Origin of the sequence: Gottfriedia acidiceleris (assembly GCF_050457485.1) — a bacterium.
Taxonomy (GTDB): Bacteria; Bacillota; Bacilli; order Bacillales; family Bacillaceae_G; genus Gottfriedia; species Gottfriedia acidiceleris_D.
On sequence record NZ_JBCMJM010000017.1, the window covers coordinates 135,784 to 149,239 of the forward strand.

General features: G+C 36.4%; 15 protein-coding genes. All 15 read right to left on the bottom strand.

Features of this window, described 5'->3' with window-relative positions; genetic code table 11:
- Window positions 1–117: 117 nt before the first annotated feature.
- The 15 genes from ABEY15_RS18340 to deoC all read right to left on the bottom strand — a co-directional run bounded on the left by ABEY15_RS18340 (window position 118) and on the right by deoC (window position 13,339).
- Window positions 118–519 carry a F0F1 ATP synthase subunit epsilon gene (locus ABEY15_RS18340; RefSeq protein WP_429891571.1) on the bottom strand — a complete coding sequence of 134 codons (402 nt, stop codon included), beginning with the start codon at window positions 517–519 and terminating at the stop codon, window positions 118–120.
- 82 nt (window positions 520–601) lie between these two features.
- Entirely contained in the window at window positions 602–2,014 is a 1,413-nt protein-coding gene (gene atpD / locus ABEY15_RS18345; RefSeq protein WP_025568604.1) for a F0F1 ATP synthase subunit beta, read from the bottom strand.
- A gap of 63 nt (window positions 2,015–2,077) precedes the next feature.
- Window positions 2,078–2,932, bottom strand: a complete 855-nt coding sequence (locus ABEY15_RS18350; protein ID WP_069033739.1) for a F0F1 ATP synthase subunit gamma — start codon at window positions 2,930–2,932, stop codon at window positions 2,078–2,080.
- Window positions 2,933–3,017: 85 nt separating this feature from the next.
- Window positions 3,018–4,526 carry a F0F1 ATP synthase subunit alpha gene (gene atpA / locus ABEY15_RS18355; RefSeq protein WP_248267415.1) on the bottom strand — a complete coding sequence of 503 codons (1,509 nt, stop codon included), beginning with the start codon at window positions 4,524–4,526 and terminating at the stop codon, window positions 3,018–3,020.
- 22 nt (window positions 4,527–4,548) lie between these two features.
- Window positions 4,549–5,088 (bottom strand): F0F1 ATP synthase subunit delta, encoded by a 540-nt coding sequence (locus tag ABEY15_RS18360; RefSeq protein WP_248267416.1) that lies wholly within the window; start codon window positions 5,086–5,088, stop codon window positions 4,549–4,551.
- Entirely contained in the window at window positions 5,085–5,588 is a 504-nt protein-coding gene (gene atpF, locus ABEY15_RS18365; protein WP_088012699.1) for a F0F1 ATP synthase subunit B, read from the bottom strand. The genes ABEY15_RS18360 and atpF overlap by 4 nt, the downstream gene beginning before the upstream one ends.
- A gap of 205 nt (window positions 5,589–5,793) precedes the next feature.
- Window positions 5,794–6,009: a F0F1 ATP synthase subunit C gene (atpE, locus tag ABEY15_RS18370; protein ID WP_025568599.1), complete on the bottom strand. Its 216-nt coding sequence runs from the start codon at window positions 6,007–6,009 to the stop codon at window positions 5,794–5,796.
- Between the two features lie 82 nt (window positions 6,010–6,091).
- Window positions 6,092–6,763 (bottom strand): F0F1 ATP synthase subunit A, encoded by a 672-nt coding sequence (atpB, locus tag ABEY15_RS18375; protein WP_429891719.1) that lies wholly within the window; start codon window positions 6,761–6,763, stop codon window positions 6,092–6,094.
- A 64-nt stretch (window positions 6,764–6,827) separates the two neighbouring features.
- Complete coding sequence (locus ABEY15_RS18380) at window positions 6,828–7,208, bottom strand: ATP synthase subunit I (RefSeq protein WP_025568597.1); 381 nt, start codon at window positions 7,206–7,208, stop codon at window positions 6,828–6,830.
- Window positions 7,209–7,212: 4 nt separating this feature from the next.
- Window positions 7,213–7,437, bottom strand: coding sequence for an AtpZ/AtpI family protein (locus ABEY15_RS18385; RefSeq protein ID WP_025568596.1), 225 nt, complete (start codon window positions 7,435–7,437; stop codon window positions 7,213–7,215).
- Window positions 7,438–7,698: 261 nt separating this feature from the next.
- On the bottom strand, window positions 7,699–9,903 hold the full coding sequence (locus tag ABEY15_RS18390; RefSeq protein ID WP_429891572.1) for a S8 family serine peptidase: 2,205 nt from the start codon (window positions 9,901–9,903) through the stop codon (window positions 7,699–7,701).
- Window positions 9,904–10,077: 174 nt separating this feature from the next.
- Entirely contained in the window at window positions 10,078–10,710 is a 633-nt protein-coding gene (locus tag ABEY15_RS18395) for an AmiS/UreI family transporter (RefSeq protein WP_429891573.1), read from the bottom strand.
- A 113-nt stretch (window positions 10,711–10,823) separates the two neighbouring features.
- Window positions 10,824–12,008 (bottom strand): NupC/NupG family nucleoside CNT transporter, encoded by a 1,185-nt coding sequence (locus ABEY15_RS18400; RefSeq protein ID WP_025568592.1) that lies wholly within the window; start codon window positions 12,006–12,008, stop codon window positions 10,824–10,826.
- A 121-nt stretch (window positions 12,009–12,129) separates the two neighbouring features.
- Entirely contained in the window at window positions 12,130–12,534 is a 405-nt protein-coding gene (locus ABEY15_RS18405) for a cytidine deaminase (RefSeq protein WP_429891574.1), read from the bottom strand.
- Between the two features lie 139 nt (window positions 12,535–12,673).
- Window positions 12,674–13,339 carry a deoxyribose-phosphate aldolase gene (gene deoC, locus ABEY15_RS18410; RefSeq protein WP_429891575.1) on the bottom strand — a complete coding sequence of 222 codons (666 nt, stop codon included), beginning with the start codon at window positions 13,337–13,339 and terminating at the stop codon, window positions 12,674–12,676.
- Window positions 13,340–13,456: the final 117 nt, after the last annotated feature.

Sequence of the window (13,456 nt, forward strand, 5' to 3'; positions counted from 1 at the left end):
CGCTCAACGTATTTATTTCCACTTCCATATTTTCAAAAATGCACCTATCAGTTTTCTAATTACCCCCACCCTACTTAACCCAACAAAAAAAGAGCCCCAAAAGGGCTCTTTTTTTAATTACTTATATTGTGCTACGTTTAAACGGTTCATTGCTTTGTGTAAAGCAAGTTCTGCACGTTTGATATCTGTGTCAGGGCGTCTGTCTTGTAGACGTTTTTCTGCACGTTTTTTTGCTTCTACTGCACGCTCAACGTCGATTTCAGTTGATGCTTCAGCAGATTGAGCCAATATTGTAACGGCTTCAGGTCGAATTTCAATGAATCCGCCACTCACTGCAACGTAATCTGTTCCAGCTGGTGTTTTAATTTTAACAGGTGCTGTTGCTAACGGTGCCACAGTTGAAATGTGTCCTGGTAAAATACCTAGCTCACCGCTAGTTGCTTTCGTGCTAACGAATTCTGTTTCGCCTTCATAAGCCGGTCCATTAGGAGTGACGATACTGACTTTCATTGTCTTCATAGTGAACTCCTCCTGTCTAGCTTCGTGAGCTAATCAAGTCCATTCAGTTAGAATGATGAACAAGCTGTCGATTAGACAATTATTATACTAATGTTTTTGCTTTTTCTACTACTTCTTCAATGCGTCCAACTAGACGGAATGCATCTTCAGGAAGAGTATCATATTTACCTTCTAAGATCTCTTTGAATCCACTAACAGTTTCTTTAACTGGTACGTAAGAACCTTTTTGTCCTGTGAATTGCTCCGCAACGTGGAAGTTTTGAGATAAGAAGAATTGAATACGACGAGCACGAGCTACGACTAATTTATCTTCTTCTGATAACTCATCCATACCTAAGATTGCGATGATATCTTGAAGTTCTCTATAACGTTGTAAAGTTGATTGTACTTGACGAGCTACTTCATAGTGCTCTTCACCAACGATTTCAGGGTTTAATGCACGAGATGTAGATGCTAATGGATCTACCGCTGGGTAAATACCCATCTCTGATAAACGACGCTCTAAGTTAGTTGTTGCATCTAAGTGAGCGAACGCTGTAGCTGGTGCTGGATCCGTATAGTCATCGGCAGGAACGTAAATCGCTTGAATCGAAGTTACAGAACCTTTGTTTGTTGAAGTGATACGCTCTTGTAATTGACCCATTTCAGTAGCAAGAGTTGGTTGGTAACCTACCGCAGAAGGCATACGACCTAATAGGGCAGAAACCTCAGAACCTGCTTGAGTGAAACGGAAGATGTTATCGATGAAGAATAACACGTCTTGTCCTTGCTCATCACGGAAATATTCAGCCATTGTTAAACCAGTTAAGGCAACACGTTGACGTGCACCAGGTGGCTCGTTCATTTGTCCGAATACCATCGCTGTTTTCTTGATAACGCCAGAGTCGCTCATTTCGTGGTATAAGTCGTTACCTTCACGAGTACGCTCACCTACACCAGCGAATACTGAGATACCGCCGTGCTCTTGTGCGATGTTGTTAATTAATTCTTGAATTAATACAGTTTTACCTACACCCGCACCACCGAATAGACCGATTTTACCACCTTTGATGTAAGGAGCTAATAAGTCTACTACTTTGATACCCGTTTCAAGGATTTCTACTTTTGTAGTTAATTCTTCAAATTTAGGTGCTTGACGGTGAATTGGGTCGCGACGTACGTCTTCTCCAAGTTCTTCGTCTAAGTCAATGTTGTCACCTAACACATTGAATACGCGTCCTAATGTAGCGTCACCAACTGGAACCGAAATTGGTTTTCCTGTGTTAACTGCTTCCATTCCACGTACTAATCCATCAGTTGAAGCCATTGCAACTGTACGAACAGTATCGTCACCTAAGTGAAGAGCAACTTCTAATGTTAAATCAATGTTTACTTCGTTTGCGTCGCCCGCTTCTTTACGAACACGTAACGCATTATATATTTGTGGTAATTGGCCGTTTTCGAACTTTACGTCTACTACTGGACCTAATACCTGAGTAATAATACCATTGCTCATCGCTTTTCCTCCTAGCATTGTTTCATTAAAAGCCGTTCAATTTATATAGCCGTTGTAAGCAGATTAGCCAAGTGCTGCTGCTCCACCGACGATTTCAGTAATTTCTTGTGTAATTGCTGCTTGACGCGCACGGTTATAGTGAAGAGTAAGCTTACTAATAACTTCTTTCGCATTATCAGTTGCACTTTTCATCGCTGTCATACGTGAAGCGTGTTCACTAGCTTTACTGTCCAATAATGCACCAAAGATTAAGCTTTCTGCATATTGAGGCAGTAAGACTTCTAAGATTTCATCATCAGATGGTTCAAATTCGTAATTAGTTGTTGCCTTACCTGTGTCAATATCTGTTAAAGGTAATAGCTTTTTCTCAGTAACTTCTTGAGAAATCTTACTTACGAAATGGTTATATGACAAGTAAAGCTCATCAAAAATGCCGTCTGTATACATTTGAACTGTACGATTAGCAAATTTTTGAATATCATCGAATGAAGGTTGATCTGGAAGCCCAAGAACCTCTTCAACGATTGGGTAACCTAAACGCTTAAAGTAGTCACGTCCAACTCGACCTAGTACAATAATTGCAAATTCATCATTTGATTTATGACGCTCTTTAATTGTATTAGTTACCGCACGTAATACGTTACTATTAAATGCACCCGCTAAACCACGGTCAGAAGTGATGACAATGTAACCAGTCTTTTTAACTGGACGAGTTACTAGCATCGGATGTCTACTGTTTACGCCTTTTGCCACGCTACCAACTACCTCTTGCATTTTTTCCATGTAAGGAACGAATTGCTTAGAGTTTTGCTCAGCACGGTTTAATTTCGCAGCAGATACCATCTCCATCGCTTTTGTGATTTGGCTTGTCTTTTTTGTTGAATTAATTTTTGTTTTTATATCGCGTAATGATGCCACAGGTTTTCACCACCTTTTGGTAAACAGTTAAATGAAGGACGAGCTAGAGCCCGATCCTTCAAATCCAGATATTTAAATCGCCTTCTTATTTAGAAGCAATAAAGTTCTTTTTAAAGCTTGTGATTGCAGCGTCAAGGTCAGCTTCGTTTGGTAATTTACCAGTATCACGAATAGCATCTAAAAGACCTTTTGCGTTAGCATCCATCCAAGCTAACATTTCTTCTTCAAAACGAGTAATGTCTTCAACTGCTACGCTGTCTAAGTGACCACGTGTTAACGCATATAAAGATGTTACTTGTTTTTCTACTTTTAACGGTTTGTGTAAACCTTGTTTAAGGATTTCAACTGTACGAGCACCACGGTTAAGTTTAGCTTGAGTTGCTTTATCTAAGTCAGAACCGAACGCAGCAAATGCTTCAAGCTCACGGAATGACGCTAAGTCAAGACGTAGCGTACCTGCTACTGATTTCATCGCCTTAGTTTGCGCTGAACCACCAACACGTGATACAGAAAGACCTGCATTGATCGCTGGACGTACGCCAGAGAAGAATAAGTCAGACTGTAAGAAGATTTGTCCGTCAGTAATCGAGATTACGTTTGTTGGAATATAAGCTGAGATATCACCAGCTTGTGTTTCGATGAATGGTAATGCAGTTAAAGAACCGCCACCTAACTCATCATTTAACTTAGCTGCACGCTCTAATAAGCGAGAGTGTAAGTAGAATACATCCCCTGGATATGCTTCACGACCTGGAGGACGTTTTAATAGTAATGAAAGTTCACGGTAAGCTACCGCTTGTTTAGATAAATCATCGTATACTACTAATACGTGTTTACCATTGTACATAAATTCTTCACCCATCGTTACACCAGCGAAAGGAGCTAAGTATAACATTGGAGCTGGAGATGAAGCAGGTGCAGTTACAACGATTGTGTAATCTAAAGCGCCGTGCTTACGTAAAGTTTCAACAAGTCCACGAACTGTTGATTCTTTTTGACCGATTGCAACATAGATACAGATCATGTTTTGGTCAGCTTGGTTAAGGATTGTATCGATAGCAACAGCTGTTTTACCAGTTTGACGGTCACCGATGATTAACTCACGTTGTCCACGTCCGATTGGTACAAGAGCGTCGATCGCTTTGATACCTGTTTGTAATGGCTCATGTACTGATTTACGCGCCATTACGCCTGGAGCAGCATTTTCAATTGGACGAGATTTTGTCGTTTCGATTGGGCCTAAACCATCAACTGGTAGACCTAATGAGTTTACTACACGTCCTACTAATGCTTCACCAACTGGAACTTGCATGATGCGTCCAGTACGACGAACTTCGTCGCCTTCTTTAATACCTGTGTAAGGTCCTAAGATGATAATACCTACGTTGTTTTCTTCTAAGTTTTGTGCTAGTCCCATAACGCCGTTAGAGAACTCAACTAGCTCTCCAGACATACATTGGTCAAGACCATGAGCACGAGCGATACCGTCACCAACTTGGATAACTGTACCAACATCACTAACTTCTATTTCAGTTTGGTAATTTTCGATTTGCTTTTTAATCAGCGCACTGATTTCTTCAGCTTTGATGCTCATGCATTTCACCCCTATCTACAAACTATTTTGCGATTAATTCACGTTCAATTCGAACAAGTTTATTTTTTAAACTGCCGTCAAAAATACGGTTTCCAACACGAACTTTATAACCACCGATTAAAGATGGATCAATTTCGTTTTTCAAACGTATTGAGTTTTTACCTAATTTAGAAGCGAATAACGCTCCAATTTTATCTAGTTCTTCAGAAGACATTGCCGTTACAGAGTAAACTGTTGCATCTGCAATATTACGAGTTTCATTCGCAATTTTTACATATTCAGTTACTAAGTTAGAAATAGTGCTCATTCGCCCACGATCGACTAATAAACATACTAGATTTAATACCGTTTCAGAGATTGAAGCAAACGTGTCATTTAAGACAGACTTTTTGCTTTCTTTTGTGATTCCAGGGTGTTGTAAGAACTTATTTAATTCTAAGTTTCCTACATACTCCTTTTTCACTACTTGTAAGTCATGTTCAACAGTTTCTACTAAATTTTGTTCAGTTGCTAATTCAAAAAGAGCGTTTGCGTAGCGTTTTGCAACTAATTCGTTACTCATTTAGCTTCGCCTACTTCTTTAAGATATTGATCAAAAATAGCAGATTGGTCTTCAGACTTCACTTCTTTTTCAAGTACTTTAGAAGCAATTAATACAGATAATGAAGCAACTTGTTGTTGAACTGATTGTACTGCAAGCTCTTTTTCACGAGTAATTTCACGTTTAGCGCTTTCTTTCAAGTTTTCAGCTTCTGCTTTTGCTGCTGCAACGATTTCTTCACGTTGTACATCAGCTTGCTTTCTAGCTTTCTCAAGAAGCTCACGAGCTTCAGTTCGAGCAGCAACTAACTCTTGCTTTTGCTCTTCAACTAGTTTCATTGCATCAGCGTTGTTTTTCTCAGCTGAATCTAATTGATTAGCGATGTGATCTTCACGTTGTTTCATAATTCCCATTACAGGTCCTAATGCATACTTACGTAATAAAGCAAGTAGTATTAAGAAGATTACTAATTGAAACGCTACATCGCCCCAAGGTATACCATGTCCGTGTGCTTCACCTATTACGAATAATGATCCGTTTAACACAAGCCTTCACTCCCTTCGAGGGTATCATTTAATAATTTTTCTTTTTTATAACATAGCCCAGGACTATTACCGACCTTAGCTTAACTTTCATAATTAAATCTTTACAACAAAAGTGTCATAAAGGAATGGCGAAGTAAATGTGAACACAAACTTCGCCATTTTTTAACTGCTTGTATAAATCTTAAGCTTTACCAAATGCCATGAATGCGATAACTACCGCGATGATTGGAAGTGCCTCAACTAATGCAACCCCGATGAACATTAAAGTTTGAAGAGTTGAACGTAATTCTGGTTGACGAGCAACACCTTCTACTGTACGTGATACAATTAAACCGTTACCAATACCTGCACCTAGTGCACCTAAACCTATTGCAATTGCCGCTGCGATTAAAGCCATTTTAAATTTCCTCCTTCTTAATCATAAGAAATATATTTTTTTTTATAATTTTTATCAAACTACCAAATTTAAGATGAGCAGATTAATGCTCGTCCGCCACTTTATGTGACAAGTAAACCATTGTTAACATAACGAAGATAAACGCTTGGATTGAACCTACGAATACAGAGAATCCCTGCCATATGATCATTGGTATTGCCGCTGCAATTGTCCAAAGAACGCCTTCTCCTGCGCTTGCTGCATAAGCATGTGTACCCATTGTTGCAAGTAAACCTAGTAAGATTTCCCCCGCGTAAATGTTACCGTAAAGTCGAAGACCTAGTGTTAATGTGTTTGCTAATTCTTCAATAATTTTTAATGGGAATAAGAATGGCATTGGTTGGAAGAATGTTTTGCCATACGCTCCAAAACCTCGCATCTTAATACCATAATAATGTGATAAACCAACTATAAAGATTGCTAATGATAAAGTAATGACTGGGTCTGATGTAGGTGATTTCCAAACTGAGTTTCCATCGAATGAGATATCGAATGGTAGACCTAACATATTTGAAACAAATATGTACATAAGTAATGTCACACCTAGTGTAAGGAAGCGACCACCAGTTTCCCAATCCATTGTACTGTTGATAATGCCTTTAACGAAATCTATAACCCACTCTAAAAAGTTTTGCTTTCCTGTTGGGCGTATTTGTAGACTTCTTGCGCATGTAACTGCGATGATAAAAACGATTACTGCAGCAATGGTTGTCATTAGAACATTTGTTAACGTAAAATCTAAACCAATAAATTTAAAACCATAAGTGCCGTGTTCCAATTTATTCACCTCTCTTCCTTGCAAAAGACGTTTGTTGTAATGCAAAATGTATCATAATGACAAGATGTCCTGTCATTAGTCCCGCAGTTAGTGCCGGTATGCTCACAAAATTTTCATACCGAAGCGCGATGACCATAGCTAGAGCCACCGCTGAAAGACAAATTACAGTACCTAAAGATCGAACTTTTTGTTGCTTTAAAACTCGGTCAAAAAAGGTATTTATCTTTCTGTGTAGAATCCATATACAATAAAAGCTAGTTACTGTTCCGAGAATATAGCCTGTGAATATTGTTTTGTAGTCGGTAAATGCCCAACCCAAAACAGCTAAAGCAATGATATACAACATATCTCGTGTGAATCGTCTAAAATTATCTTTTTGCATGTAACTAGTCCCCTGGTGTGAATTGCTTAACTAATTTAAGCGTGCCGTAGATTCCAGTAAATAATCCTAACAGTAAAAAGATGATCATAAATACTGGTACTGGCCAATTAAAAAATGAATCAATCCATCTTCCTAAAAAGATGCCTATGAGAATAGAACCGACAAGCTGAGCTAGAATGGAAGACATGAGTGCCATTGCTTTAAGAGGATGTTGATTGTTGTTTTTCATACAAAATCCCTCCATGTCAATTTTCATTCTCAAAAAATTGCCAAAAGTCTTATCATGGTTAATTCTACAACAAATATTTGCTAAAATCTCTAAACATTGAAAACGTTCACAAATTGTTCACAAAACGTTCAAAAAATTTTAATAACATAGTATTTACATACATTGAAAACCCTTTTAAACATTCATGTTAAGCATACAATATGTTACAAAAATGTGTCAATTACCTAAATTAAAAAACTATTAAAAATTACTTACCAATTTTTAGTCTTCTACATAAATTTTAGCGACATTGACATAAGATTCCGTTGCACTTTCATATTGTTTACGTTTATAAAAGATCACAAACTTATAAATTCCACTTTTAGGAAAGTCTTTTAAAACTAATTCCTTTTTGATAATTCCCCTTTTACTATTTTCCTGTTCATCAATTATTCCTAACAAACGGAACGTTTCTGATTCAAAAACAGCAATTTTATATTCCTCAACCTTACTTGGTAAATAGAGTTCATATTTATAGCGGTTTTTCCCTTTTACTCTTCCAAAGTGAAATCCCATTACTGACGGAAAGTTCGGTTCTCCTTGTAGTAATAAAAACGGCATTCTTAGATTTTCATCATCATTTGTACTGAACGTTATTGCCCCATCATAAAATCCATCTCTTAATACTTTCGTATCAACTGTTGCAGTTAGATTAATCTTTTTGCTAGTGCGCGCTGGAATTGTAAAAGGCTTAGGTAATACCCATTGTATTCCAGTCGCTGGCTGATTATTTATAGCTGTAACTTGTTTTGGCATATTTGATTTATTAGATATTCTTACGACAAAATCTTTCTTTACTTGTAAATCTGTTTTCCTCGTTACTCCTAAAGATAAAGATGTCGGGAATAATGTTGTCTCAGTCTCAAGTGCTTTTTCAATATCTAATCTTCCAGCCCCTTGTTCGTACGCATGATACATCTTTTTATTATTCTTATATAATGGTGTTGCTGTATTGACGAGCACACTCTTTAAATCCTCCATACTCCAATCTGGGTGTAATTGTTTTATTAGAGCTGCTGCTCCAGCAACGTGTGGACTTGCCATACTCGTTCCTTGAAGTGCTAGATACCCACCCGGAATTGTACTTTTTATTTGTACACCTGGAGCTAATAAATCCGGCTTCATTTGCCAAGTACCTGTTACCGGCCCTCTAGAGCTGAAATCCGCTAGAATATCAACCTTCTTTTCATGTCCAGTTTTAGCTTCCACTTTATTTTTTTCAATGATTTTCTTAATCATTAAGCCTTCTTTTCTTGAAATAGTCGCAGCCGGAACAGTAAATTTCCCTTTAATTTGTCCGATGAAATTTCCATCAATATTATTAAAGACAATAACAGCTTTAGCACCAGCATCTTGAGCATTTTTTACTTTATCAGTGAATGTGATTTTTCCCCTTTCAAGCAAGACAATTTTGTTTTTTACTCTTTTTAAATCACGCTTTTCCCCATATTTCTTAAATACAAATCTCCCATTTAAACCTTTACTCCATTTAGCAGATCCGATCATAGGACTAATAATTGTCTCTTTATTTTTCACATGTATAGATGGAAAAAGTACAGGTGGATAGCTCGCACCAACGGTTAAAGCCTTTGATGCAGTTGCAGGAGAACCAACAGTCCATAGTCCTGGTCCAGAGTTTCCTGCAGCCGTAATTGCAAGTACACCCTTCTCTACTGCCTTATCTAACGCGATACTTGTCGGCCAGTCTGGTCCGTTTACATCATTACCTAGCGATAAATTAATAATATCTACTTTATCCTTCACTGCTCGCTCAATTGCAGCCATAACAGTTTCAGATGTACCAACGCCACCAGGACCAAGAGCACGGTATGCATAGATTGTAGCTTTAGGGGCTACACCTTTTCTTTTTCCATTTGCCGCTATTACACCAGCTACATGGGTACCATGAAATGTACTTTTTTCTTCAAGCTTAGTCTCCATTGGATCTTTATCTAAATCAATCGTATCATAACCGCCACCATAATTTGATTTCAAATCAGGATGCCTGTAATCTACACCAGTATCGATTACTCCTACCTTTACACCTTCACCAGTAATCTTTCTTCCCCTTTGATCCTTATATAATTGAGCTTCGTCCGCTCCAATAAAAGGGATGCTATCTTCTAAATGAGCTCTATAAGTTGTAACAAAGTGCATATCCTTTACTAACGGCATTTTAGCTAACTGTGATAACTCTTCAAGAGAACCCGATACAGAAAAACCATAGTACGTCTCAGTGTATTGTTGTCTTACGGTTACATTAGGGAAACGTTCAGCAATATATTTTATCGCCTGTGTAATCATTCCGTCTTTAACTGAAATTAAAGCTACTTGTTTTTGTTGTTCATGTGCATTTACATAAACATCTTTAAATGGAACTAGTAAAAAAACTAAACAAATAATTATTTTAAGAAAGTAATTTTTCATTCAATGCAGGTTCTCCTTTATATAAGATATTTTCTTTTTAGCTTTCTCACTAATCGTTCATTCATGTATAAAAAGGTAATTTTCTCTAGAACCTACAAAGTTTTCAAAATAAAAAAAGACTAACTCTAGGTAAAGCATAAAGCTTACCTAAAAAGTTAGTCTTTTTTATTATCATTAATTTTTTAATTCAGGTTGATTAAACAACTGGAATTTTTTATTTGTAACATACGCTTTAACTTCATGGATGACAAAATACAATATTGATGCTCCTAAAACGACGATCCATGCATTTGAAATGACTGTCTCCTGCCAAATCCCTAAAAGCATAAAAAATGCAGGAAGAGTAATTGTAGTCCAAGATTGTATCATTGCAACAATTCCTGTGTATCGCTCTATTTTCTTACCTAATACAAGGCCAGCAAAGAATAGATACCATAAATATGCCCACATAACCCATAATAGTCCGTTCACAACATCATGAATAATAGCGAAGTTTACGAAAGCCCAAAGTACAGACATGATTGATACCCAAAGTGAGAACCAACCTAAGCCAGTTCCATTAAAACCTTTAAGATTTGTAAATCCATTATATAAATAAGTAATACCAAAAAAGAAAATACTTGCCGTATTAAATAATTCCCACTTACCAGCACCTAAATGCATTAATAAATAGAAAGGAAAAACGATTTGTAATGTACCAACAAATAAGTTTAATAAAGCTGCACTTTTAGCATTCGCTTTATTTAATAAAACAAGACTATTTAAAAACAGAGTTGCACCAGATAAAAGTAAACCTACAGATCCCATAGTGACTTGTTAAAAAGTAAATTGTTAGTAATTCACTTTTTAACTCAACCCTCCTACTTTAAGATTAGAAAAAAAATACAAGCGCCTGATCTAAGTCAAACGCTTGGATTAAATTATTTTAAAACGATCCCTACGATAATTGCCGTTAAAACACTTACTAATGTTGCACCAAATAATAATTTTAAACCGAAGCGGGCTACAACATTACCTTGTTTTTCATGTAAACCTTTAACTGCACCTGCAATAATACCAATTGATGAGAAGTTAGCAAATGATACAAGGAAAACTGACACAATTCCTAATGTACGAGTTGAGAACTCTTTACCATGTTTTGCTAAATCCATCATTGCAACGAACTCATTTGAAACAAGTTTTGTTGCCATAATACTACCTGCATCAACAGCTTCTTTAAATGGTACACCCATAATGAATGCGAATGGTGCAAAAACATAACCTAAAATCCCTTGGAATGAGATTCCAAAAATCATATCAAAAATATTATTAATTGCACCAATTAATGCAACAAAACCAATTAACATTGCTGCAACGATGATTGCTACTTTGAAACCATCTAAAATATACTCACCAAGCATCTCGAAGAATGTTTGTTTTTCTTCTTCTTGTACCGTTAAGATATCTTCTTCAGGTGTAACAGTGTAAGGATTAATAATTGAAGAAATAATAAATCCACCAAATAAGTTTAAGACAATTGCCGTTACTACATATTTTGGTTCAACCATCGTCATATATGCACCTACGATTGACATAGATACTGTTGACATTGCTGATGCACAAAGAGTATATAAACGATTTTTTGGTAAATGACCTAATTGTTTTTTTACTGAAATAAATACTTCAGATTGTCCTAAAATTGCAGATGCTACTGCATTGTAAGACTCTAATTTACCCATACCATTGATTTTACTTAAGATTAAACCAATGTATTTAATAAAAAATGGTAAAATCTTTGTGAATTGTAAAATACCGATTAATGCAGAAATAAATACGATTGGTAATAATACTCCTGTGAAGAATGGGAAAGCACCTTCATTTGCCATACCACCAAATACGAAATTAACACCTTCACCAGCGTATTCTAATAACTTTCCAAATCCGTTAGAAATCCCTTTAATTAAAATTAAACCTACTTCTGTATTTAATAATAAGAACGCTAAAATGATTTGAACAACGACCATGATGACAACTGGGCGATATTTAATGTTTTTACGATCACTACTAGCGATGAATGCTAGACCGAAAACAACTAGTAATCCAACAAGAGCTATAATATATTTCATGTTTCTCCCCCGAAAATCCAATAAATTTATTTTTTATTAATATAAGCGCTTTCAAAACGAACACAACTTTTTTATTTGTTGGATGTCAGACATCATATAGAAGTTAGATGTCAGACAAGGATTAACCTTGTAAATCTTTTGAACTAAATGATCCAGGAAGTAATTCCTTAACAGTTGTTTCAGCGATGTCACCTTTTAAGTTAGTTAAGTATACTTTTGTATTTTCATCACTAAATTCTGCGATAACTTGTCTACATGCACCACATGGTGAAATTGGCCCTTCAGTGTCCCCTACTATTGCGATTGATTCGATCTTTGCTGAACCGTTACCCGCAGCGACAGCACTAAATATAGCAGTTCTTTCTGCACAATTTGTTAGTCCATAAGAAGCATTTTCTACGTTACAACCTGTGTAGACCGTTTGGTTATTCAATAAAATTGCTGCACCTACTTTAAATTTCGAGTATGGAGCGTATGCGTTTTCACGAGCTTTTAAAGCTTCTTTGATTAATGATTGTGTATTCATATTTATCACCCTTTAACGAATTGTTAGGTAATTCTTGATTAAAGTGTGTGAGTTTTGTCTTCGCTTTACCATATTACCAACGTAAGAGCTAAAGAGCAATAACTCACTCACTTTTTTTTATTTTAAAATTATTTTGAAATTAATAAGCTGTGTTTGCTTCTTCGCCTTGAACGAGTTTAACACCTGAACTTGTTCCGATACGGTTTGCACCAGCAGCTACTACATTTTCTACGTCTTTTAAGTTACGAACACCGCCAGAAGCTTTAACGCCTACGTTTTCTCCAACAGTTTTACGCATTAATGCAACGTCTTCTGCTGTTGCTCCACCAGTTGAAAATCCTGTTGATGTTTTTACAAAGTCAACGCCAGCTTTAACTGATAATTCACACGCTCTAACTTTTTCTTCGTCAGTTAAAAGACAAGTCTCAATAATTACTTTAACTAAAGCTTTACCTTTAGCAGCTTCAACAACTGCACGTACATCTCTTTCGACTAATTCGTCATTTTTTTCTTTCAATGCAGAAATATTGATAACCATATCAACTTCCTCCGCACCATTTTCAATTGCGTTTGTAGTTTCGAATGCTTTTACTTCTGGAGTGTTTGCTCCTAGAGGGAAACCAATAACCGTACAAACCTTTACAGAAGTATCTTTTAATAATTCACTTGCATAAGAAACCCAAGTTGGATTGATACAAACTGATGCAAAGCTAAACTCTTTTGCTTCTTCAGCTAGTTTTGCAATTTCTTCTCTTTTTGCGTCAGCTCGTAATAATGTGTGATCTACTAATTTTGCGTAATTCATATATAGTCGCTCCCTTAATGGTTTTATTATAAAAAAATGTTTATTTACTAAGTTACTTTGAATATGTCTATACTATATCACCGCTATGAAATTTTGTAAAATACAAATTGAACTTAT